Source organism: Xanthomonas sp. WHRI 1810A (assembly GCF_040202885.1).
GTDB lineage: Bacteria > Pseudomonadota > Gammaproteobacteria > Pseudomonadales > Pseudomonadaceae > Aquipseudomonas.
The window spans coordinates 37113-59155 of sequence record NZ_JBEGED010000002.1; the positions used below are offsets into that span (position 1 = coordinate 37113).

Sequence of the window (22043 nt, forward strand, 5' to 3'; positions counted from 1 at the left end):
CTCATGTTGGACGCCAATCTCAAAGCACAAATGAAATCGTACCTGGAGCGCATCACTCGCCCCATCGATATCGTCGCGTCCCTTGACGACGGGGCCAAATCCCAGGAAATGCTGTCGCTGCTCAACGACATCGTTGCCAGCTCCAATCGCATTACCCTGAAAACCGATGGCACTGACGCACGTACGCCATCGTTCGCCCTCAACAGCCCGGGCGAAAATATCAGCCTGCGCTTTGCCGGCCTGCCCATGGGTCACGAATTCACCTCCCTGGTGCTGGCGCTGCTGCAAGTGGGCGGTTACCCGTCCAAAGCCACTGAAGACACGATCGAGCAAGCGCGCTCCCTGACCGGCGAGTTCAAGTTCGAAACCTACTTCTCCCTGAGCTGCCAGAACTGCCCGGACGTGGTCCAGGCGCTGAACCTGCTGGCAGTCCTCAACCCGAACGTGCAGCACGTGGCGGTAGAAGGCAGCCTGTTCCAGGCCGAAGTGACTGAACGCCAGATCATGTCGGTACCGAGCATCTACCTGAACGGCGAACTGTTTGCCCAGGGCCGTATGAACCTGGAAGAAATCCTGGCGAAGATCGACACCAGCGCCGGTGACCGCCAGGCTGAAAAACTCAACGCCAAGGAAGCCTTCGACGTGCTGGTGGTCGGCGGTGGTCCAGCCGGTTCGTCCGCAGCGATCTACGCCGCCCGTAAAGGCATCCGCACCGGCGTCGCAGCCGAGCGTTTCGGCGGTCAGGTGCTGGACACCATGGCCATCGAGAACTTCATCTCCGTTCAGCACACCGAAGGGCCGAAACTGGCCGTCGCGCTGGAAGAGCACGTCAAAGAATACGAAGTCGACATCATGAACCTGCAGCGCGGCGATCAACTGATCCCCGGCAAGGTGGGTGAACTGCATCAGGTCAAATTCGCCAGCGGCGCGATCCTGAAATCCAAGACGGTCATTCTCGCCACTGGCGCACGCTGGAGAGAAATGAACGTGCCGGGTGAGCAGCAATACCGCAACAAGGGCGTGGCGTACTGCCCGCACTGCGACGGTCCGTTGTTCAAGGGCAAGCGCGTTTCGGTGATCGGCGGCGGTAACTCCGGCGTGGAAGCGGCCATCGACCTGGCGGGTATCGTGTCCCACGTGACGTTGCTCGAGTTCGACAGCAGCCTGCGCGCCGATGCCGTACTGCAACGCAAGCTGCACAGCCTGCCGAACGTAACCGTCCTGACCAGCGCGCTGACCACCGAAGTCACCGGCGACGGTCAGAAGGTCAACGGCCTGCGCTATCAGAACCGCATCACTGGCGAAGAGATCATGGTCGAGCTGGAAGGGATCTTCGTCCAGATCGGTCTGTTGCCCAACACTGAGTGGCTCAAGGGCACGATCGAACTGTCTCCACGCGGCGAGATCGTGATCGATCAGCGCGGTGAAACCTCGATCCCGGGCATCTTCGCCGCCGGTGACGTGACCACGGTGCCGTACAAGCAGATCGTGATTGCCGTGGGCGAGGGCGCCAAAGCGTCGCTGAGCGCCTTCGACCACCTGATCCGCACCAGCGCACCGGCGTGATCCTTATGAACTGGTAAACCCGAACGGCCTCAGCCACAAAAAAACCTCATGAGCGATCATGAGGTTTTTTTTGTGCTGCACCGTGGGAGAGAGCTTGATGATCGTTCCCACGCTCTTCGTGGTAAAGCCGATCACGGCGCTCCGCGCCCGTGTGACGCGGAGCGTCAAAGGATGCATTCCCACGCGGAGCGTGAGGAACGATCAATGCAGTAAAGACCGCGTTGTCCACTTCGCGGGCAAGCCTCGCTCCAACAGGCGCTTGTTACTTAACCGGCGTTGGCTGAATGATCTCGACCCAGTAGCCGTCCGGGTCCTTGATGAACGCCAGGCTGTTCATGCGGCCGTCGGCCAGGCGTTTCTGGAAATCCACGCCCAGGGTTTCAAAGCGTTCGCACGCCACATGCACGTCCGGCACGGAGATGCAGATGTGGCCGAAGCCGCGCGGGTCGGTGTTGCCGTTGTGGTAGCTGAACGATGGGTCTTTTTCGGTGCCGTGGTTGTGGGTCAGTTCCAGGATCCCCGGAATGCCTTTCATCCACACGTTGCGCGCCGCGTCGTCTTCAGGGATCTGCTGCTTGTCCACTAGCGCCAGGAAGTACAGGCTGAATTCGGCTTCCGGAAAGTCGCGTTTTTCAACGAGGCTGAAGCCCAGCACGCGGGTGTAGAAGTCTAGGGAAGCGGTGGCGTCTTTGACACGCAGCATGGTGTGGTTGAACACGAATTGCTGGGTGGCGGCTTCCGGCGCTGCGGTGACGCCGGCCAGGGTGTTGAGGTCGGTCAAGCTCATGGATGGCTCCAGGTGGACATTAGAGAGAGGGGAACAGACGCAAATGATACGGGCCCGAAGGCGACGCGCCAAACGCTTATCCCGATAAACCGTCGCTTTGCCCTTGTTCCGCCGGTTTGGCTGCCTCACACTTTCCGGCCCGCCGCCCAGGTACCGACCATGGCTTCTCTGCACTGCAATATTTCGTTGGCAGCTGTTTTTCTGCTGATTGGCATGACCTGCGCCCAGGCAGACGATGCGCTGATTGTCTGGCCCGCCGGGTGGGAGGTCGAGCCCTTGCCGTCGGCGGACGCTCAATCGAATGCTGCAGGGAGTCCAGCCACGGGACAGGTTCGCCAGCGTGCCGTGAAGAACGATGAAAACGGAGATCCGGCGATGGTCGTCGAGCTGACCCAGTCGCCGTTGCAAACGGGGCATGCGGTGAATGTGCAGGGTGTCTTGCTGGAGATGCGCAAGGCGGTGCAGGTCAACTTCGCCCGGAGTGGCTTTCAGAGCGTCTGCACGCAGATGAAATCAGGCACGCTCAGCGGCATGCCCGCCATGGAGACCACCTGCACCATCACGCAAAGCGGGGTGCATGTGATGACACAGACGCTGGTCGCGGCCGCCAGCAAAGAGAAAGCATGGGCGCTTTCCTATGCGGGGTCTGCGACGGGTTATGCCACCCATAAGGATGAAGTCATGCGTATCCGGGACAGTCTGCAGTTGAACACAGCGCCCTGAAACACGCCGCTAGTTGTCAAATCGCAGGCAAAAAGAGGCCCGCCGAAGCGGGCATGGGGTGCTAATCCTTTAGCTGTAGCCATCATGTAAGACCGCGTGTGAAAAATACGTGAAGAAAGTGCAGGTATTGTGTTGAATGGCGACCGTTGGTGCAGGATGTTGCCAACCACATGTACGCAGACACCTGCAAAGTATCAACCGCCACATCTCTGTGAATCGATCAAGCGCCAATCATTTGAATACGGCATCCACTAACCGCTTTGCATTTGTTTGGATGTACGCGCAATTAACACTTGAACGAACTTGAACGGAACGCCGATGTTAGTGTGCGCTGTTGCCGGGTATGAAGCTGTCGTTGGCGAAGTGATGTATTAACAGCGTCAATAAAAAGCCCCGGCGCGCGGGACTTTTATATGGCGTCAATGTAGACAATAAAATCAACCACGCAACCAGGAATCGACGGTGGCGACGCCGTATTGCTCTTTCCAGGATTTCAGGCCGCGGTGATTGCCGCCCTTGGTTTCGATCAGCTCACCGGTGTGCGGGTTCTGGTAAACCTTGACGACCCGGGCGCGTCGGCGTTTCGGGCCTGTCGGCGCTGGCGCGGACGCCGCTGAATACGGGTCGAGGATCGCGATGATGTCACGCAGGCTTTTGTTGTAGGTGGTCATCAAGTTCTGCAGTTTGTGCTCGAATTCGATCTCCTTTTTCAGTCCGGCGTCATTCTTCAGGTTTTCCAGCTGGGCAAGCTGCTCCTGAAGGGCTTTTTCTGCTGCACGAAACTCGGCAAGTCTGGACAAATAATTTACTCCGCGGTGAATGGCTGTTGTCAGCCCGGCGCAAGGACCTGAACTCTGTGAACGGTATTGCGCTCATTGTGTTTTCTACCCCGGGACCCGACTGGTTGATCAGGCAAGGAAACTAACGATGGACTGTCAGCTGCATGTCAGTGGGGAAGGGTAGTTGTTGGGCTGCGGGCAAATCATGCACGTTTTTTTTCAGTTAGAAAACACTCTTTCTGCAATTTCATTCTATGAAGATCGCATTAATAGTAAGGGTCCCCTGACAAAAAACGAGCTGAATGCAGAAGCGAGTTGTAAGTAATTTCCGAAACTAGGCTGTATTTGGAAACTAACGACGGCGTGTGTTCACCGGCTGCTCGCTACAGACCTTGTTGCAGCACAGGGTCATCGGGGTTCTGCTGCTCGAGCTCCGCCAGCAATACCTGCACTTTTTGCAACTGACCGCTTTCTTTCCAGTAATGAATCAGCAGCACCCGTGCCCGTCGGTTGGCGGGTTGCCGTTGCAGGATGTCTTCGAGCTGGCGCTGCGCCGGTTCCAGTTGCTCCAGGTCGTGAAGCGCCACGGCCAGGTCGTAGCGGTAGTCGGTGTTTTCGGGTTCAAGCTCCACCGCCTTGGCCAACGCGAGGAGGGCGTACTCGTGCTGGCCGTGGCGCAGCAGCCACTGGCCCAGTGCGTGCTGGAGCAACGAGGCGTGCGGGTGCTTCTGCAGCAGTTGCGCCAATTGCTGGCGTGAGCGGTCGGCTTGGCCCTGTTGGTCCAGCAGGTCCACCTGCGCCAGGCCGGCCTGCAGGTTGTCGGGTTCCAGGGTGAGCGCCAGCGCCAGGGCGTCCACCGCCTTTTGCCGGGCGCCGGTGATCATGTACAGCCGTGCCAGCTGAATCTGGCTTTCCCCGTTGGGGGGCTGGGCCGCAAGCGCTGTCTCCAATTCTTCCGCCACCACCTGCAACGGACCGAAGTACAGGCCGACGTCGTCCGGGGTCAGGCCCAGCAGCGCTTTGGCCGCACTGAAACGCACGGTCTGATCCGGGTCTTCCAGCAGGGGGCCGAACAACAGGCTCAGTTGCGAGGCGGGCACCATGGCGCTGACGGCGTCGATGGCCGCTTGCTGGCTCAGGGCTTGCGGTTGCCTGAGCTCTGCCTTGAGCAGCTTGAGGGCCTGCGGGCTGGGGTAATTGGCCAGCTCGGTGAGCAGGCCTGCGCGGCGGATGTCCGACAGGTCGGTACGGCCCAACTGCTGATACAAGACCCGGGCAGCCCCCGGTTTGCCGTTGTGCGCCAGTTCCAGTGCTTCGGCGTAGTTGTGACTGGGGGGCGCGACGGTCGGCGCGGCATTCCAGGCCCGATGAATCAACCACCCCCCGATCAACAGGGCCAGCAGCAACGCGACCGCCAGCGCAATGCGCCACTGAGGGCGGCGTGTAAGCGCAGACAACGGGCCTGGGGTCGGCGTTTTAGACATGTTGATTCCCCTCTCTGTGGCCCAGCAGCTTCGGGGAGTCACCGTCGGGTGTCAAACAGAGTTGAACCGAGTTCGCAAGGTGGGAGCGGACCTGTCCGCGAATGCAATGGTACAGACCAAGGAGATATGTGGAATGCCCCGGCCCCTTCGCGGACAGGTCCGCTCCCACGTGATTTGCGGCCACACGCGCTCCTACAGGTTTCTGCGGCGCAAAAAAAAAGCCCCGCGCTGTGTGGGCGCGGGGCGGGGTGCGGCGGGGTGGAGTGGTCAGGCGTTTGGCTGCCAGCCGCCGCCCAACGCTTTGTAGATGGCGACGATGCCGCGGTAGACCTCGATTTCGGCCTGGGCCTGGGTGTCTTCGGCGGCTAGGCGCTCGCGTTCGGCGTCCAGCAGGACGAGGAAGTCAGCGACCCCTTCCTTGTACTGGATGCTCGCCAGATTGGCGGCCGAACGGCTCGACTCGCTCTGACGCACCAGCGACACGAGGCGTTGCTGGCGCTTGTCGTAGTCGCTGAACGCGTTTTCGGTCTCTTCCAGCGCCAGCAGCACTTGCTGTTCGTAATTTGCCAGTGCGCCTTCGGCATCGGCATTGGCGCCACGAATCCGCGCCCGGACGCTGCCCAGGTCAAATGCCGCCCAGGTGATGCTCGGGCCCAGGCCCCAGGCTTGCGCCGCGCTGGAGCCCAGTTGCGAACCGCGCCCGGCGGTGAAGCCCAGGAACCCGGTCAGGCTGACCCGGGGGAACAGATCGGCCGTCTGCACGCCAATCCGTGCGGTTTGCGCCGCCAGTTGCCGTTCGGCATTCAGCACGTCCGGCCGGTTGTGCAGCAACTTGGTCGGGTCGCCGATGGGCAGCGCCTTGGCGATTGCCGGCAGCCGGGTCGGGCTCAGGTCAATGCTCATGGTGTCAGCCCGCTCGCCCAGCAGCGTGGCGATGCGGTTTTTCTCGCGCACCTGTTCCGCCTGCAGTTGCGGGATGGTGGCTTCTACCGCCGCCAGCCGCGCATCGGCACGCACCACGTCCAGCTCGTTGCCCACGCCTTCGTCACGCAGTTGCGTGGTCACGCCTTGCGAATCCTGCTGGTTTTTCAGGTTGTCCCGGGCAATGCGCTCACGCAGTTGAGCGCCACGCAGCTGACCATAAGCGTCCACCAGCTCGGCGATCATCGACACCTGCAGCTGATACAGATTGGCTTCGGCTGCCTGCTGATCGGCCTCGCTGGCTTCCAGTTCACGCTGGATGCGCCCGAACAGGTCAATTTCCCAGGCCATGTCCAGCCCCAGGTCATAGCGCTCCTGGTTGATCCGGTTCTCGGTCTGACCGGGCACCTGGCCGCGACCGATCTCACTGCTGGCGCGGCTGGTGACCACCGGCATGGCATCGTTGCTGATGTCATCACGGATGGCGCGGGACGCTTTCAGGCGGGCGAAGGCGACGCGCAGTTCGCGGTTGCCTTGCAGCGATTCAGCCACCAGCTTGTTCAGGGTCGGGTCGTCGAACTGCCGCCACCAGAGGATCTCGGTGTGATCGCGATCGTACTTGCTCATCGCGGCGGCCTTGATATTGGCCGCGGCGGGTTCCGGCGTCTTGTAGTCAGGGCCGACGGTGCACGCCGCCAGCGCCAGGACCAGCAGGCTCGGCAGGAAGAGTTTGACAGCCTTCATTAATGCGCCTCCGGCGAGATGGTCTGAACGCGTTGAGCCCGGGCCGCTTTGCGTGCCTCTTTGCGTTCCACGTAGTTACGGATCAGGACATAGAACACTGGCGTGAGCAGCAGGCCGAAGAAGGTCACCCCGAGCATCCCGGAGAACACCGCCACGCCCATGGCATGACGCATCTCGGCACCGGCACCGCTGGACAACACCAGCGGCACGACACCCATGATGAAGGCGAACGAGGTCATCAGGATCGGCCGCAGACGCAGACGGCACGCTTCCAGCACGGCCTCCAGTGGGGTCTTGCCCTTGTCCTGTTCATCCTTGGCGAACTCGACGATGAGGATCGCGTTTTTACACGCCAGACCCACCAGTACGATCAGTCCGATCTGGGTGAAGATGTTGTTGTCACTGCCGGCAATGATCACCCCGGCGATGGCCGAGAGCAGGGTCATCGGTACGATCAGGATCACCGCCAGTGGCAGGCTCCAGCTTTCATACAGGGCAGCCAGTACCAGGAACGCCAGCAGCACGCAGAGCGGGAAGACCAGCAACGCGGTGTTGCCCGACAGGATCTGTTGGTACGTCAGGTCGGTCCACTCGTACGTCATGCCGTTGGGCAATTCTTCCTTGAGCAGTTTTTCCACGGCGACCTGCGCCTGGCCGGAGCTGTAGCCCGGACCTGCGGCACCGTTGATCTCGGCCGTGATGAAGCCGTTGTAGTGCATCACGCGGTCGGGACCGGAGGTGTCGGTGACTTTGAGCAACGTGGCCAGGGGGATCATCTCGCCCAGGTTGTTGCGCACTTTCAACTGACCGATCTGCTCGGCGTCCTGGCGGAACTGTTGCTCGGCCTGAACGTTGACCTGATAGGTGCGGCCAAAACGGTTGAAGTCGTTGGCATACAGCGAGCCCAGATAGACCTGCAGGGTGTCGAAGATGTCGCTGATCGGCACGCCGTGGGTCTTGGCCTTTTCACGGTCGATGGCTGCATCGACCTGGGGCACGTTCACCGTGTAGCTGGTGAACAGTCCCGCCAGTTCCGGCACGCTGCGGCTCTTGGTGATGATGTTCATCGTCTCTTTATAAAGCTCGTCGTAACCCAGGTTGCCCCGGTCCTCGATCTGCAGGCGGAAACCACCGATGGTGCCGAGCCCCTGTACCGGCGGCGGCGGGAAGATCGCCATGTAGGCTTCCTGGATCGCGCCGTATTTTCCGTTCAAAGCGCCGGCAATGGCGCCGGCCGATTCACTGGCCAGCTTGCGGTCTTCGAACGGTTTGAGGGCGACGAAGACGATGCCGGAATTGGGGCTGTTGGTGAAGCCGTTGATCGACAGGCCGGGGAACGCAATGGCGTTTTCCACGCCCGGTTGCTTGAGGGCGATCTCGGACATCTGCTTGATCACGTCTTCGGTGCGGTCCAGGCTCGCGGCATCCGGCAGCTGGGCAAACGCCACCAGGTACTGTTTGTCCTGCGCCGGCACGAAACCGGTCGGCGTGGAAGAGAACCCCATCCAGGTCAGGACGATCAGACCTGCGTAGACCACCAGGGCCACGCCGCTGACCCGGATCACCCGGGCCACCGAGCTCACATAGCCATGGCTGGCTTTGACGAAGAAGCGGTTGAACGGACGGAACAACCAGCCGCCCAGCACTTTATCGAGGAAGCGCGAGAAACGGTCTTTGGGTGCGTCGTGACTGCGCAGCAGGACCGCGGCCAGTGCGGGTGACAGGGTCAGCGAGTTAAACGCCGAGATCACCGTAGAGATCGCAATGGTCAGGGCGAACTGCTTATAGAACTGCCCGGTCAGCCCGGAAATGAATGCTGCCGGCACGAACACCGCACACAGCACCAGCGCCGTGGCGATGATCGGACCCGTCACCTCCCGCATGGCGATCTGCGTGGCCTCCATGGGCTCATGCCCCAGCTCTATGTTTCGCTCGACGTTTTCCACCACCACGATGGCGTCGTCGACCACGATCCCGATCGCCAGCACCAGTCCGAACAGCGACAGGGCGTTGAGGGAGAAGCCGAACAGGTGCATGACCGCGAAGGTACCGATCAACGACACCGGCACCGCCACCAACGGGATGATCGAGGCGCGCCAGGTCTGCAGGAACAGGATCACCACCAGCACCACGAGGATCAGCGCTTCGAACAGGGTGTGAACCACCGCTTCGATGGAACCGCGCACGAAGATCGTCGGGTCATAGACGATGCTGTAGTCCATGCCTTCCGGGAAGCTCTTCTTGAGCACCTCCATCTCAGCGCGCACATCGTTGGAGATGTCGATGGCGTTGGAGCCGGGGCGCTGGAAGATCGGAATGGCCACCGCCGGCTGGTTGTTCAGCAGCGAGCGCAGGGCGTACTGGTTGGAGCCCAGCTCGACGCGGGCGATGTCTTTGACGCGGGTGATCTCGCCGTCAGGGCCTGCGCGGACCACGATGTTCTCGAACTCTTCCTCATTGACCAGACGGCCCTGGGTGTTGATCGACATCTGGAAACTGGTGGCCGAAGGCGAGGGCGGCGCGCCCAACTGGCCGGCGGCCACTTGACGGTTCTGCTCGCGAATGGCGTTGACCACGTCGGTGGCGGTCAGGTTACGCGAAGCGGTCTTGTTCGGATCGAGCCAGACACGCAGCGAGTAATCGCCCATGCCGAACAGCTGCACGTCACCTACACCGCCCAGTCGCGCCAGCTCATCCTTGATGTTGAGCACCGCGTAGTTGGACAGGTACAGCATGTCGTAGCGTTTGTCCGGGGAGGTCAGGTGGACCACCATGGTCAGGTCCGGCGAGGCCTTGTCGACGGTGATACCGATGCGCGTCACTTCCTCGGGAAGCTTGGGCTCGGTCCGCGTCACGCGGTTCTGCACCTGCACCTGGGCATTGTCCAGGTCGGTGCCCAGGGCGAAGGTGATGGTCAGCGTCAGCTTGCCATCGGACGTCGCCTGCGAAGACATGTACAGCATCTTCTCGACGCCGGTGATGGCCTGTTCAAGCGGCGCGGCCACGGTTTCGCCGATCACTTTCGGGTTGGCCCCCGGGAAGTTGGCGCGTACCACTACGGTGGGCGGCACGACTTCCGGGTATTCACTGATGGGCAGCTGGAACAGCGAGATCGCACCGGCGATCAGGATCAACAGCGAGAGCACCGCTGCGAAGATCGGCCGTGTGATAAAGAATCTGGAAAAATTCATCGGAAATGTCCCTTAGCCGCGTGGCGTAGCAGTAGCGACCTTGGCATCCGACTTGGATTGCGCCTTGGGCTGATTGCTGGCTTCGAATGCTTGACGTTGTTGTTGCAGGGCGGCGAGGGTCTGGTCGCTGGCCATCGGCGTGTCCTGCGGGTCAATCGGAGTGCCCGGACGCACGCGCTGCAGGCCGTTGACGACGATGCGGTCATCCTTGGCCAGGCCGCTGCGTACGATGCGCAGGCCTTCGAGCTTCGGCCCCAGGTCAACGGTGCGGTAAATGGCCTTGTTGTCCTTGTCGACCACCAGCACGAATTTCTTGCCCAGGTCGGTGCCGACCGCTTCGTCCTTGATCAGCATCGCCGAGTACGTGCCGCTGCCCACCAGCTTCAGGCGCGCATACAGGCCTGGGGTGTAGTCGCCCTTGCTGTTGTCGAAGACGGCGCGGCCGCGGATGGTGCCGGTCTTCGGGTTGACCTGGTTGTCGACGAAGTTCATCTGACCCAGGTGCGGGTTGTCACTTTCGTTGGACAGGCCCATGTACACCGGCGTGGTCTGCCCGCGCTTGCCATCGCGTGCCAGCTGGTTGTACTTGAGGAACACGCGCTCGTCGGCGTCGAAGTAGGCGTAGACCCTGTCGGTGGAGACCAGGCTGGTCAGCGGAGTGGTGTCGGCGGTGACGATGTTACCGGCGGTGATTTCCGCACGGCTGACGCGGCCAGAGATGGGCGCGGTCACGCGGGTGAAGCTGAGGTTGAGTCTGGCCAGATCTAGTTGCGCCTGAATGGCGGCAACGGCGGCCTTGGATTCCTGCGCGTTGGTGTTGCGCGAGTCCGCGAGTTCCGCCGAGATCGCATTGTTGCTGCGCAAACGCTCGCCGCGTTGGGCTTCGTTGGCGCTGTTGGACGCCGTTGCCCGGGCTTGTTGCAGTTGCGCCTGCAGGCGGTCGACATCTGCCTGGAAAGGGCGCGGATCGATCTGGAACAGCAGATCGCCTTTCTTCACCAGTTCACCGTCGGTAAATGCGACGGCGTCGATCTGACCGGAAACCCGCGGCCGGACCTGAACGGTCTCCGGTGCCTCCAGCCGAGCGGTCACTTCGTCCCACTCGTTGATGGGCTGTTCCAGCACCTTGGCGACGCTGACTTTCGCGGCTGCTGGCGCCACCGTTGCCTCGGGCGTCTTGCCGCAGGCACTGATGACAACCAAGGCCAACGCGGCAAGGGGATAGCGCAAAGGAGTAAGTGACTGAACCATGAAAAAATCCGCCGACATTTGTTGAGATGGGCGGATTCTGTTCTGGCGTCTGGTATTGCACGAATCGAATAAACCGAAGGTAACTATCAGTCTTAATGATATGGCCGGTGACAAGGTCGTCTAGACCTGAATGCAGGTTCAGACTCCGTCGGGTTTGCGGCGTTCAATATGGATGTGTCTGGGTCGTTGCACAAGCATCGATAGTCGCAGGCAACTGGCTCCCGGGCGCAAACGCAAGCAGACCTGATCCTGGGAGGTCCCTTCTATAAATCCATTAAAAAGTGGTTTAAAGGCAAATATCTGGTTTTATATTGGATATATGGGATTTATATTCGCCAGTGAAGCCTGCTTGACTATAATCGGCATTCGACAAATGCCAGCAGAGCAGACCCCATGTTGGATTTGAGCTTCAGTAAACCGGATGAAATTCTCAAGCGACTGTGCGAACGCTTGCGCTCGGAGCGCCTGGCGCTGCAGATGACGCAAGCGGAGGTCGCCGGACGCGCGGGCCTCGGTATCAATACCGTGTCGAATCTTGAAGCAGGGCGCAATGTCGGTTTCGAGGCCGTGGTGCGCGTGGCGATGGTGCTGGGACGGACCAAGGAGCTGGAAGGGCTGTTCCTGCCGACGCTGGACAGCCTCGATGACATCCGCCGCTATGAGCACGCGGCCACGCGGCACCGTATTAAAAAGGGGAAGCCCGACAATGCTTGAGCAGGTAAATGTGTATTACGACGGTTGGGGCGAGCACTGGCTCTGGGGCACGCTGGTTTCAACGACAGCCATCACCGGCCGCCCGCAGATCATGTTCGAGTACAGCACCGAGGCAAAACGCCGGGGCCTGGAGTTGTCGTCCTATACCCTGCCGTTGGCGGGAGACGTTTTACGCAGAGGGTTCCCGGCCCATCAGCTGGGTTTGCCGGGCCCTGTGTATGACGCATTGCCAGACGGATGGGGCATGCTGTTGATGGACCGGCTGTTCAGGCGCCGTGGGCTCAATGTGGCCCGGACAGGCCCTTTGGACCGGCTGGCTTTTCTGGGCAGCAACTCCATGGGGGCTATGTCATTCGAGCCTGTGGCCCCGGAAGGGTTGGCGTCCCACGGGCCTGTGAGCCTTGATGTGCTCGCCGCCGAAGTTCAGGACGTTCAAAAAGGCGAAGGTGGCGAATTCCTGCAGCAGTTGTTGCTGGTCGGCGGCTCCCCGCAAGGCGCCAGGCCCAAGGTTTTGCTTTATCGCGATCCGCAGAGCGCAGCGTTTACCACCGTTGTTACGCCGGGTTTCGAAGCTTGGCTGGTCAAGTTTCCCGCCAGAGACGAGCATCCCGAGGTATGCGCTATCGAGATGGTCTACGCCGAGTGTTTGCGGGCGTGCGGCATACAGACGGCAAACACCCAGTATTTCAGTCTACCGGGCGGCATGACGGCCTTCGCCACGCAACGCTTTGACCGCCACGACGGTCTGCGCATACCGATGCAGAGCCTGGCGGCGTTCACCGGCGCCGATTTCAAATCACCGGGAGTTCTGGACTACGTCAATTTCCTGCGGGCGACCCAGCTGTGTACCAATGATGTGCGAGAGAAGAGGCTCGCCTTTGAACGCGCGGTGTTCAACGTCGCCTTCAACAACCGCGACGACCATCCCAAGAACTTCGCTTATGTCATGTCCGCGTCCGGCGCCTGGAAGCTGGCACCCGCTTACGACGTGACCTTCTGCGAGGGGCCCGGCGGATACCACCAGATGGACGTGATGGGCGAGGCGTTGGCGATCAATCGAGAGAGCCTGCTGCGCCTGGCGAACGAAGCGGAAGTGTCCGAAGCGATTGCCGGTGGCATCATTGACCGGATCTGCGACGAAGCCAGTCGGTTTGCCTCGCTGGCTCAACGGATGTACCCGCAAGCGATTACCCAGGAAACGCTGCAGACCATCCAGCAGCGCATTGATGAGAATGTCGGGTTGTTGCGCTGAGGTTTAGAGGCTGTCCGGATCGCCAAAAAACATCTGAATACGCGAGCGCAACCAGCGCTCACCCGGGTCGTTGTCCTGCGAGCCGCGCCAGGCCATGTGCAGCTCGAAGGTGCGGGATTCGACAGGGACTTCTTCGGCGCGGACGCCGCCTGCGGCGGTGAGTACGGCGGCGGCGTAGTCCGGCACGGTGGCGATGATGTCGGTGCCGGCGAGCAGAGTTGCCAGGCCATTGAATTGCGGCACGGCCAGTACGACGTGGCGCTTGCGACCGAGTTTTTCCAGGTATTCATCGATGAAGCCGCCCAGGTCGCCGGCGAAGGACACCAGCGCGTGGGGGCGCTCGCAGAAGTCGTCCAGGGACATGGCCCCCGGCATGCTGTCGGCGCGCAGGAGCATGGGCCGGCTGCGGCGCAGGACTTTGCGTTTGGCGTTGGCGGGCAGGTCGTTGGTGTAGCTGACGCCGATGGAGATCTCCCCCGACGAGAGCAGCGCCGGCATCAGGATGTAGTTGACCCGACGCACCACCAGCACGATCCCCGGTGCTTCGGAGCGAAGGCGCTTGAGCAGTGCGGGCAGCAACGCGAATTCGGCATCGTCGGACAAGCCGATGCGGAACACCGTGGTGCTGGTGGCGGGGTCGAAGTCGGCGGCGCGGCTGACGGCGGTGGAAATCGAGTCGAGGGCAGGGGACAGCAGGCCGAAAATCTCGATCGCCCGCGCGGTCGGTTCCATGCTGCGCCCGGTGCGCACGAACAAGGGGTCATCGAACAGACCGCGCAGACGCGAGAGCGCAGCGCTGATGGCCGGCTGGCCGAGGAACAGTTTTTCCGCCGCGCGGGTGACGCTGCGTTCGTGCATGAGGGTTTCGAAGACGATGAGCAAATTGAGGTCGACGCGACGCAGGTCGTTACGATTCATTACGGGAAGTCTCGGGCCGTGGGGCGATGCAGTGATCCGTCTGCGCCGTGTATCAGCGCGGGTACGTGAGCTCAGTTATCAATAGTACGAGCAAACACCGGGTCGCTGCATCGACAAATTGATATGACAGGGACAATCCAGCCCTGTCGGACCTACAGCGTGTTCCGGTCCAGTCCATCCGACGCCGTCCCGGATATCGGACGGCGGCTTGCAATGTGCTGCTCAGATGCCAACAATGACCGGGCGGTACGGGTGGATATTGGCTTTTGATTAAACATCAATGACATTTCGTAACAGAATCGATGACAGGCATGTCGACTATTAATAGCCACTGATGGTCTTCCCGGCAAAGCCCCTATAGAGTTCATGGCATCAAGGTCCATAAGGCGAGGTTCGAAATGTCCCGCACGATCCGTTTCCACCAATTTGGCCCGGCCGAGGTGCTCAAAGTCGAAGAGCATCCTGCCGCGACGCCTGCACCCGGCGAAGTCCAGGTGCGGGTGCAGGCCATCGGCGTTTCATGGTACGACGTACTGTGGCGCCAGAACCTGGCTTCTTCTCAGGCGCGTTTACCCGCCGGCCTCGGTTCTGAAATGGCAGGCGTCGTTACCGCCCTCGGTGAAGGCGTCAACGACCTGAAGGTGGGCGACAAGGTCGCCAGCTTTCCATCGGCCGATCCCAATACTCACCCGGTCTACGGCGAATCCATCGTGCTGCCCCGCACGTCGGTCACCCGTTACCCGGACGTGCTGTCGCCCATCGAGGCCAGCGTTCACTACACGCCGTTTCTGATCGCCTACTTTGCCTACGTCGATCTGGCCAAGGTCAAGCCCGGTCAAACCGCGCTGGTGACCGATGCCAGCCGCTGTGTCGGCCCTGCCTTCGTGCAACTGGGCAAGGCGCTGGGCGTCAAGGTCATCGCGGCCACCAAGACTGAAAGCAACCGTGAATACCTGATGTCCCTGGGCGCCGACAAAGTCGTGGTCACTGAAGACCAGGACCTGTTGATGGCGATCAACAAATACACCGGCAATCGGGGTGTGGACGTGGTGTTCGACGGTCTGGGCGGTCCGCAGATGTCGATTCTGGGCGATGTGCTTGCACCCCGGGGCAGCCTGGTGCTGTACGGTCTGCAAGGTGGCAACCAGACGCCGTTCCCGGCCTGCGCCGCGTTCCAGAAGAACATTCAGTTTTTCGTTCACTGCGTGGGTAACTTCACGGGTAAACCGGAACTGGGTATCTGCCAGGATGAAGAAGCGCTGCAACGTGCTTTGCGCGATATCAACCAGATGACCGGCGACCGGGTGCTTGTACCGCAAATCACGCGGGTCTTTGCGTTTGCCGACATCGTTCAAGCGCACCGTTACATGGATGGCTGCCCCGTAGGCGGCCGTGCAGTGCTCGAAGTCGAGCCTGTCTGAGCGCACTTCATCGCGCTGGTTTGATTGCATGTTCATCGATGTCTCCGGCCAGGCATCGACGTTGAGGACCCAGTGTCAGTTTCCCGACATTGACCCGTCACCCCCAGGCCAACCCCCTCAAAGCCTTCCCGCTGTTACAGGAAGGCTTTTTTGTTTGCGTGTTTAAAATGATTAAACATTTGCCTTTATTAGTAGATGCACGCGTTTAATACGTCGGCGTTTAACCCCCTATTGTTTAAAACACTGTTTATAACGCCGGCAATTATTGCGAAAGCTGAGTGGTGTTGTATCGCCAGTCTGTACCTTGTATTTGTCTGGCCGGCACCGATAATAGTTCGCAGATCAACGCTCAAGGAATGAGTCATGCTCGTATTGCTTTCACACTCGGTTGCGCTTGAACGGCATACGCGACGCCGCGCGCTCAGGCGTTGCGGGGCAGGGCGTCTGTATCTGGCGTGGTGGATACCTCCACCGACCGGTTCGAAAACAGCCCTTTCCAATACTCCGGTCAATGATCGCTAGTAACTCCCCAACAACTTACCGATATCACCGGTATGGCTCGGTGTCGACTGTGTCTCTCACCGTCAGGGATTGCCATAAGCAACTCGCTGCGTCGATACCCAACGCTGATGTTTGTTATGCAGGTATGAAGCTATGAGTTCCATTCATGATCAGGCAATGAGTTATGTCTACCAACAAGTCCTGCAGCGCCTGCTCGGGTTTCTTGATCGCGCAGAACGCACCGCGCTTCAGTTACTGATCCAGCACTTGATCGTGGCCGCCGGCGGCATCGAGCGGATCGGCCATTTCACCGTGTTGATCGCTTTCAGTGGCGGCAAGGACAGCGCCTACACCCTGGCCTTTCTGCGCGCCGCACAACTGAGCATCGCCGGCCGATCGCCGCACACGTTCAAGCTGAGGGTTGCCAATATGCGCCATGCCGGGATGACTGCGGCGGTGATGGACAACATCCACCGCTGTTACTCGGCGCTGTTCATGCACGACGACCCCCGGGTCGAACTGCTGGTGGTGGATCATCAATACGTCCAGCCTTTCGAGCGCGACTTGCCGTTCTCCACCGCCGGGCGCGAGCAGAACCGCTCCGACATGCTGCTCAGCGGCCACCTTACCGCAGGGGACGGGCGCACCACATTTTGCAACAGCTGCTACCTGGGCATGGCCGAATTCCTCGGGCGCGCGGCGTGCTGGGGTGAGGGCGTGGACGCCGTGCTCAACGGTGACTCGCTCAGGGAACAGAAGCACTACGCGACCTGGATCATGCGTCTGGCGCAACGCACCGGCCAGCCCATCTTCGACTGGAAAAGGCAGACGTTCAACGGTGCCCTGAAAACCATCGACAACGTCAGCCGCGCCTATTACCGCGAGCTGTATGGCGAGGATGTGCAGCCGCCGGGTTTCATGGCGCGCCCCCTGGGCTACCCCAACAAAGCCATCACCCCGACGCTGGTGTCCGTGGCCGACCTGGTGGACAGCCGCGCGCATGACCACTGGGCGATGCTGACCGATTTCCTCGGCTTTCGCTTCGACGACCTGGCGTTCAGCTTCACCGAGTCCGATTGCGCCAACCCTATGCTCATGGCGCACATGCATGGCCTCAAGGCCGAGTACGTGCAGGGGCGGGACTACGCGCAGGGCATCGCCGAATATCTGGAACTGGCGAAAACCCTGATGCGGCGCAAGCGCTTGCCGCGCCGCCTGATCGACCTGGCGATGGCTGCCTATGACGACCCTGAGAAGCTGGCGGTACGCCGCACTTTGGCGGCGGACTACGCGCAGGAAGCATTCGGTCTGAGCGAGGCGCAGCTGGTGTGCCTGCTGTTCGCGCCCTTTGTCGATGGCGGCGCCCGGCTTGAGCCGTTCCTGCGGCGTTGGCACCCCGGCATGCTGGTGGCGCTCGGCGATCTGCACAAAGCCTTGTCCGGGCGGGCCGCGCCGGAGCAGGTGGTGCAGTGGCTGGTGGAGATCAGCGGCCTGAGCCTCAAGGGCCTGCAAAACCTGTATCGCAAGCAGCGCGTGGACTTCAACGATGACCAGTCGATCATCGCCCATGTGCGCGCCAGCGACCCGGACAAACGCCAGATTCTGACCCTGGACCCGGAAACCGACCACGGCCTCGGCGATCTCGTTTCCCGACGCTGAGCCCCACGGCGCTGCAGCGAAGGATGTGTGCGGCCGCGCTTTCAACGCCTTCCCATGGACCTTGCGCCTGGCGCATGAACGGGTGACCTGCATGAACCATAACAAGACCGATTTCGCCTACCAGTTGGTGTACCGCTACCTGCTGCGCCTGATCAATGAACACCACACCGGCCCGGCCGTGCGCCTGCCGTCCCTGCGGCTGCTGGCGCGACGGCTGCGGGTGTCGATCTCGACGGTGCAGAGCGCCTATTCATTACTCGAAAAAGAGGGCCGGATCTGTTCGGTGCCCAAGTCCGGCTATTACGCCTTGCCCAGCCCGTGTCATGACGTGGCCTGCGAAGGTGACGATCTGCTCGGCCGCTACCACGCCAGCGCCCGGCGCCCCGACATGTTTGTGTTCGGCGCCGATGAGCCAACGTTGTTGCAGTCGCTGGATGGCCCGTTGCTGAATCTGGAACGCGAGCTGATGCGCCAATACCCGTGCCAGCCGGACCCGCGCTTCCAGCCGTTTGGCGACATCGAACTGCGCACCGCACTGGCGGCGCGCTACACCTGTTCCACGCAGCATTGCTGGCACCCGGACAACGTCTTCCTCGGCCCGGACAAGACCGGCATCCTGAAAACCGTGCTCGAAGCGCTGCAACTGGCAGGCAGCGCAGTGCTGGTGGAGTCGCCCTGTGGCTGGAGCATCTTGCGCACCTTGCAGGCGTTCAACATCCGCGTGGTCGAAATCGCCGCTGGGGCCGACGGCCACATGGACCTGGACCGGTTGCAGGACGTGCTGCTGACCGAAGACATCAAGCTGGCGATCCTGTCCTCGCAGCTGGACCCGGTGCGCGGCCAGATTCAGGCCGACGGGCATCGCCAGACCCTCGCAGGCCTGCTCAACAGCCACCGGCTGTGGGTGCTGGAAAACGACAGCCACAGTGAGCTGTGTTTTGAACCCACGCACGGCCGTTTGCGTGACCTGATCGACCCCGAGCGGCTGTTGATCATCGGCACCTTCGACCGGTTGATCGGCCTGGAAGCGCCGTTCGGTTACCTGCTCAGCCGTCACTCCCGGGACATGTGGCATCAGCAGTTTCTGTTGCGCTCCTTCCGTCTGCCCTTCATCCGTCAGAAGGCTATCGCGCGCCTGTGCAGCGGCGGGCAACTGGACAGCCATTTGCAGCTGTTGCGCCGGGCCCTGGCGCTGCGAATGGAAAACCTCGGGGCGATGGTCGAGCACTTTCTGGGCGAGGAGGTGAGCTTCGATAAACCGCAGGGCGGCGCCACGATCTGGCTGCACAGCATGCACCGGGTGGACATGGCGCGGGTCTTCGAGCGCCTGCTGGAACGGCGCATCGTGGTGGCGCCCGGTGAACTGTTCAGCGTGCGCGGCCTGCACCAACAACACCTGCGCATCAGCGGCACGGCCGACTGGACCCAGGACATCGAATCGATGCTGGTGATCATCAAGAACGCGTTGCTTCAGGAGCGATTGCCCTGAGCATGCCGAGCGTTTTCGCTGGCGGGAATGCTTCGCGAGCAAGCTCCCTCCCACAGTGTCGTGGCGTTCCGGGCTATCTGCGGGCGCTTGGTTTTACGGTCTTCAAGCGCGCAACGACCAGGGTGTGAAGGTATTGCCTGACCGCATCGTGATGGGCCTCATTCACGTGGTAACAGTCGAGAAGCCCAAGCAAATAGCCTTCGGCCATCGCGTGGTACCGCGAGACACCTTCTCGGGTATCGCTCGTTTTAAGCTTGGCGATGAGCGTCTCCAGGCGAGCGCGATGCTCAGCCGAAAACCAGCCTTCCTGGGGCGGCGACCCCGTTTCATCTTTCAGGTGTGTGTCCAGACTCATCAGGCCTCCTGGGATGCCCCTAAATGTTGCGCGGCGGATTCGGCCAGTGGCCGACCATTCCGGGGTCAGGTGTGTGGGTCACTGTGTGCTCGTCGAGACCGGGCTGGCCGGCATCCTGCCCAACCGGCGCCCGTTTGCCCACTTCGGCCAGATACCCCCCGTCGACTCTACGCCAGCCGGAGATTGACCGACACACCATTTGCCGGTTAACTGTACGCATATACAGTATCCGGCATTATCCTCATGATCACGTTCCTTGGCCCGCTTGCCAGCAGCGACTTCGAGCTACCGCTTTATTCCTACCGCGTGCCTGCCGGGTTTCCCAATCCTGCCGCTGATCATCTTGAGCAAAAGATTTCACTGGATGAGCTGCTCGGCATGAGGGCCCCGCATATCTACCTCGTCCGGATCGAAGGCGACAGCATGACGGGGGTGGGTATTTTCCCTGGCGACCTCGCCATCGTGGATCGCTCGCTGGAGGCGGAGCCCGGCCACATCGTCATTGCCGCCGTGGATTCTGAGCCAGTGTGCAAACGGCTGGGCAAAGAATGCGGCCAGGTCATTCTGAAATCCGAGAACCCCCGTTACCCGTCCAGGTACCTTATGGAAGGCGAAGAGCTGCAAATCTGGGGCGTCGTGACATTCAGCGTGCGCAGTCATGAAAAGGCTTGAGCCCGCCTTCGCGCTGATTGACTGCAACAGCTTCTATGCCAGCTGCGAGAGAGTCTTCCGGCCCGACCTTCGCCACACGCCGATTGTCGTGTTGAGCAACAACGATGGCTGCGTGATCGCACGCTCGGCTGACAGCAAGCAGCACATCAAAATGGGCGAGCCGTACTTCCAGATCAAGCACAAGCTCAAGCAGCACGGCATTGTCGCCTTCAGCAGCAACTATGCCCTCTACGGCGACATGAGCCAGCGGGTGATGAGCGTGATCGAGTCGCTGGTGCCGGCGGTCGAGGTGTACAGCATCGACGAAGCCTTCGCCGATTTCACCGGGATGACCTGCGACCTGGAGACACTCGGCCGCCGAATTCGTACCCAGGTCTACCGCAGCACCGGAATACCCGTTGGCGTCGGTATCGCGGGGACCAAAACCCTCAGCAAGCTCGCCAATCATGCGGCAAAAAAGTGGCAGGCCCAGAGCGGCGGTGTCGTCGACCTGCGTGACAAAACCAAACGCGACTGGGTGCTCAAAAAGTGTCAGGCGAGCGACGTCTGGGGCATTGGGCGAAAGATGACGATTCACCTGGAAGGCCTTGGCATCAAGACCGCCTGGGATCTGTCGAGGGCTGATCCTGTGATGCTGCGCAACAAGTTCAGCATCGTCATTGAAAAGACCGCCCGCGAGCTGGCAGGCACGCCCTGCCTGGAACTGGACGAGCCCGACCCGCCCAAGCAGGAAATCTGCTGCAGCCGCATGTTCGGCGTGCGCCTGACCGAGATCGCACCCATCAAAGAGGCGGTGGCGACCTACATGCAGCGAGCGACGCAGAAGCTGCGTGCGCAGCAGTCGCTGTGCAAGAAGATTCGGGTGAGTGTCAGGACGGGGATGTTCAACCCGGAAGAAGCCAAATATGCGAACGGCGTCCTGGTGGAGCTGCCTTACCCCACCGACGACGTACGGTTGATGACCAAAGCGGCTGTGGAGGCAGTAGACCGAGTGTTTCGGCCCGGCTTCAAGTACAGCAAGGCGGAAGTCCTGCTGCTCAATCTCTGTCAGCGCACGGAGTATACGGAGGATCTTTTTACGGTTTCGCAACCCGAAGCGACCGAGAAGGTCATGGGCGTGCTGGACGAAATCAACGCGCGATGGGGCAGGGGAACGCTGAGAGTCGCCAGCGTGCGCATCAACCCTGAGTGGGGCATGCGGCGAGAGATGAAAAGCCCCAGTTTTACGACGCGCATGGATGAGCTGTGGACGGTGTACTGCAAATAGAGAAATCATTCGGCAGGACGCGAGTGATGATTCTGTGACGGAGGTAGGAAATATGACAGCAACAAACACCAGTGCGCAGACGCGGCGCGATTTGCAGGGCATCAGTTCCGACCTGAAATGGTCAGCCGTTGAGCTCGCGCGAATTGCTGATCGCCTTGAAGCCGCAGGGAATTCACCCGACGCGCAAGCGGTGCTGCGGATGATCCAGATTTTTCAGCAGGGGGAAAAGCGCCTGAACATGATCGCCAGCCAGATCAGCGACGCCGTGTTCAGGCCAGAAGCCGATCAGGCCCGCTGATCGCTTTCGGTTGCGGGAAGGGGCCCGCAACTGTTATCTGTACGTCCGTCC

18 protein-coding genes are annotated in these 22043 nt (G+C 61.0%); 10 read left to right on the forward strand and 8 right to left on the reverse strand.

Features of this window, described 5'->3' with window-relative positions; translation table 11 throughout:
- The first annotated feature begins 3 nt into the window (after nucleotides 1–3).
- Nucleotides 4–1566 carry an alkyl hydroperoxide reductase subunit F gene (gene ahpF / locus ABQX22_RS03475; protein ID WP_349796511.1) on the forward strand — a complete coding sequence of 521 codons (1563 nt, stop codon included), beginning with the start codon at nucleotides 4–6 and terminating at the stop codon, nucleotides 1564–1566.
- A 262-nt stretch (nucleotides 1567–1828) separates the two neighbouring features.
- Here ahpF and gloA read toward each other — a convergent pair whose 3' ends face one another.
- Nucleotides 1829–2353: a lactoylglutathione lyase gene (gene gloA / locus ABQX22_RS03480; protein WP_349796513.1), complete on the reverse strand. Its 525-nt coding sequence runs from the start codon at nucleotides 2351–2353 to the stop codon at nucleotides 1829–1831.
- 159 nt (nucleotides 2354–2512) lie between these two features.
- On the opposite strand from gloA, the gene ABQX22_RS03485 reads away from it, so the two are divergent.
- Nucleotides 2513–3076: a DUF4946 domain-containing protein gene (locus ABQX22_RS03485; RefSeq protein ID WP_349796515.1), complete on the forward strand. Its 564-nt coding sequence runs from the start codon at nucleotides 2513–2515 to the stop codon at nucleotides 3074–3076.
- Nucleotides 3077–3513: 437 nt separating this feature from the next.
- On the opposite strand, the gene ABQX22_RS03490 is transcribed toward ABQX22_RS03485, so the two are convergent.
- The 5 genes from ABQX22_RS03490 to mexE form a co-directional block, all read right to left on the reverse strand.
- Nucleotides 3514–3876 carry a histone-like nucleoid-structuring protein, MvaT/MvaU family gene (locus tag ABQX22_RS03490; protein WP_349796517.1) on the reverse strand — a complete coding sequence of 121 codons (363 nt, stop codon included), beginning with the start codon at nucleotides 3874–3876 and terminating at the stop codon, nucleotides 3514–3516.
- Nucleotides 3877–4238: 362 nt separating this feature from the next.
- Entirely contained in the window at nucleotides 4239–5339 is a 1101-nt protein-coding gene (locus ABQX22_RS03495) for a hypothetical protein (protein ID WP_349796519.1), read from the reverse strand.
- A 267-nt stretch (nucleotides 5340–5606) separates the two neighbouring features.
- Nucleotides 5607–7004 carry a TolC family protein gene (locus ABQX22_RS03500; RefSeq protein ID WP_349796521.1) on the reverse strand — a complete coding sequence of 466 codons (1398 nt, stop codon included), beginning with the start codon at nucleotides 7002–7004 and terminating at the stop codon, nucleotides 5607–5609.
- The gene (locus tag ABQX22_RS03505; protein WP_349796523.1) at nucleotides 7004–10195 is read right to left on the reverse strand and encodes an efflux RND transporter permease subunit; all 3192 of its coding nucleotides are present in this window, start codon (nucleotides 10193–10195) and stop codon (nucleotides 7004–7006) included. Before ABQX22_RS03505 ends, ABQX22_RS03500 begins: the two co-directional genes overlap by 1 nt.
- Nucleotides 10196–10207: 12 nt before the next feature.
- Nucleotides 10208–11446 (reverse strand): multidrug efflux RND transporter periplasmic adaptor subunit MexE, encoded by a 1239-nt coding sequence (gene mexE, locus ABQX22_RS03510; RefSeq protein ID WP_349796525.1) that lies wholly within the window; start codon nucleotides 11444–11446, stop codon nucleotides 10208–10210.
- 393 nt (nucleotides 11447–11839) lie between these two features.
- Here mexE and ABQX22_RS03515 point away from each other — a divergent pair, with 393 nt between their 5' ends.
- Both ABQX22_RS03515 and ABQX22_RS03520 read left to right on the forward strand, forming a co-directional pair.
- The gene (locus tag ABQX22_RS03515) at nucleotides 11840–12160 is read left to right on the forward strand and encodes a helix-turn-helix domain-containing protein (RefSeq protein ID WP_349796527.1); all 321 of its coding nucleotides are present in this window, start codon (nucleotides 11840–11842) and stop codon (nucleotides 12158–12160) included.
- Nucleotides 12153–13412, forward strand: a complete 1260-nt coding sequence (locus ABQX22_RS03520) for a type II toxin-antitoxin system HipA family toxin (RefSeq protein WP_349796529.1) — start codon at nucleotides 12153–12155, stop codon at nucleotides 13410–13412. Before ABQX22_RS03515 ends, ABQX22_RS03520 begins: the two co-directional genes overlap by 8 nt.
- 3 nt (nucleotides 13413–13415) lie before the next feature.
- Here ABQX22_RS03520 and ABQX22_RS03525 read toward each other — a convergent pair whose 3' ends face one another.
- Nucleotides 13416–14330 carry a LysR family transcriptional regulator gene (locus tag ABQX22_RS03525; RefSeq protein ID WP_349796531.1) on the reverse strand — a complete coding sequence of 305 codons (915 nt, stop codon included), beginning with the start codon at nucleotides 14328–14330 and terminating at the stop codon, nucleotides 13416–13418.
- 398 nt (nucleotides 14331–14728) lie between these two features.
- On the opposite strand from ABQX22_RS03525, the gene ABQX22_RS03530 reads away from it, so the two are divergent.
- The 3 genes from ABQX22_RS03530 (at nucleotide 14729) to ABQX22_RS03540 (ending at nucleotide 19400) form a co-directional block, all read left to right on the forward strand.
- The gene (locus ABQX22_RS03530; protein ID WP_349796533.1) at nucleotides 14729–15751 is read left to right on the forward strand and encodes a zinc-dependent alcohol dehydrogenase family protein; all 1023 of its coding nucleotides are present in this window, start codon (nucleotides 14729–14731) and stop codon (nucleotides 15749–15751) included.
- Between the two features lie 654 nt (nucleotides 15752–16405).
- Nucleotides 16406–17911: a hypothetical protein gene (locus ABQX22_RS03535; RefSeq protein WP_349796535.1), complete on the forward strand. Its 1506-nt coding sequence runs from the start codon at nucleotides 16406–16408 to the stop codon at nucleotides 17909–17911.
- Nucleotides 17912–18002: 91 nt separating this feature from the next.
- Nucleotides 18003–19400: a GntR family transcriptional regulator gene (locus ABQX22_RS03540; RefSeq protein ID WP_349796537.1), complete on the forward strand. Its 1398-nt coding sequence runs from the start codon at nucleotides 18003–18005 to the stop codon at nucleotides 19398–19400.
- Between the two features lie 73 nt (nucleotides 19401–19473).
- On the opposite strand, the gene ABQX22_RS03545 is transcribed toward ABQX22_RS03540, so the two are convergent.
- Entirely contained in the window at nucleotides 19474–19755 is a 282-nt protein-coding gene (locus tag ABQX22_RS03545; protein WP_349796539.1) for a hypothetical protein, read from the reverse strand.
- Between the two features lie 243 nt (nucleotides 19756–19998).
- Between ABQX22_RS03545 and ABQX22_RS03550 the strand changes: the two genes are divergently transcribed.
- Genes ABQX22_RS03550 through ABQX22_RS03560 form a run of 3 tightly spaced genes read left to right on the forward strand, consistent with a single transcriptional unit; the run spans nucleotide 19999 to nucleotide 21992 of the window.
- Nucleotides 19999–20427 carry a LexA family protein gene (locus ABQX22_RS03550; protein WP_349796541.1) on the forward strand — a complete coding sequence of 143 codons (429 nt, stop codon included), beginning with the start codon at nucleotides 19999–20001 and terminating at the stop codon, nucleotides 20425–20427.
- Nucleotides 20414–21694 (forward strand): translesion error-prone DNA polymerase V subunit UmuC, encoded by a 1281-nt coding sequence (umuC, locus tag ABQX22_RS03555; RefSeq protein WP_349796543.1) that lies wholly within the window; start codon nucleotides 20414–20416, stop codon nucleotides 21692–21694. Before ABQX22_RS03550 ends, umuC begins: the two co-directional genes overlap by 14 nt.
- 52 nt (nucleotides 21695–21746) lie before the next feature.
- Nucleotides 21747–21992, forward strand: coding sequence for a hypothetical protein (locus ABQX22_RS03560; protein WP_349796545.1), 246 nt, complete (start codon nucleotides 21747–21749; stop codon nucleotides 21990–21992).
- Nucleotides 21993–22043: the final 51 nt, after the last annotated feature.

Excerpts from the sequence above, each read along its gene's own strand:
- ABQX22_RS03500 (WP_349796521.1), bottom strand. The coding sequence starts at position 7,004 with ATGAAGGCTGTCAAACTCTTCCTGCCGAGCCTGCTGGTCCTGGCGCTG.
- ABQX22_RS03545 (WP_349796539.1), bottom strand. The coding sequence starts at position 19,755 with ATGAGTCTGGACACACACCTGAAAGATGAAACGGGGTCGCCGCCCCAG.
- mexE (WP_349796525.1), bottom strand. The coding sequence starts at position 11,446 with ATGGTTCAGTCACTTACTCCTTTGCGCTATCCCCTTGCCGCGTTGGCC.
- ABQX22_RS03495 (WP_349796519.1), bottom strand. The coding sequence starts at position 5,339 with ATGTCTAAAACGCCGACCCCAGGCCCGTTGTCTGCGCTTACACGCCGC.
- ABQX22_RS03535 (WP_349796535.1), top strand. The coding sequence starts at position 16,406 with ATGAGTTCCATTCATGATCAGGCAATGAGTTATGTCTACCAACAAGTC.
- ABQX22_RS03525 (WP_349796531.1), bottom strand. The coding sequence starts at position 14,330 with ATGAATCGTAACGACCTGCGTCGCGTCGACCTCAATTTGCTCATCGTC.
- ahpF (WP_349796511.1), top strand. The coding sequence starts at position 4 with ATGTTGGACGCCAATCTCAAAGCACAAATGAAATCGTACCTGGAGCGC.
- ABQX22_RS03515 (WP_349796527.1), top strand. The coding sequence starts at position 11,840 with ATGTTGGATTTGAGCTTCAGTAAACCGGATGAAATTCTCAAGCGACTG.
- ABQX22_RS03485 (WP_349796515.1), top strand. The coding sequence starts at position 2,513 with ATGGCTTCTCTGCACTGCAATATTTCGTTGGCAGCTGTTTTTCTGCTG.
- umuC (WP_349796543.1), top strand. The coding sequence starts at position 20,414 with ATGAAAAGGCTTGAGCCCGCCTTCGCGCTGATTGACTGCAACAGCTTC.
- ABQX22_RS03520 (WP_349796529.1), top strand. The coding sequence starts at position 12,153 with ATGCTTGAGCAGGTAAATGTGTATTACGACGGTTGGGGCGAGCACTGG.
- ABQX22_RS03530 (WP_349796533.1), top strand. The coding sequence starts at position 14,729 with ATGTCCCGCACGATCCGTTTCCACCAATTTGGCCCGGCCGAGGTGCTC.
- ABQX22_RS03550 (WP_349796541.1), top strand. The coding sequence starts at position 19,999 with ATGATCACGTTCCTTGGCCCGCTTGCCAGCAGCGACTTCGAGCTACCG.
- ABQX22_RS03540 (WP_349796537.1), top strand. The coding sequence starts at position 18,003 with ATGAACCATAACAAGACCGATTTCGCCTACCAGTTGGTGTACCGCTAC.
- gloA (WP_349796513.1), bottom strand. The coding sequence starts at position 2,353 with ATGAGCTTGACCGACCTCAACACCCTGGCCGGCGTCACCGCAGCGCCG.
- ABQX22_RS03560 (WP_349796545.1), top strand. The coding sequence starts at position 21,747 with ATGACAGCAACAAACACCAGTGCGCAGACGCGGCGCGATTTGCAGGGC.
- ABQX22_RS03505 (WP_349796523.1), bottom strand. The coding sequence starts at position 10,195 with ATGAATTTTTCCAGATTCTTTATCACACGGCCGATCTTCGCAGCGGTG.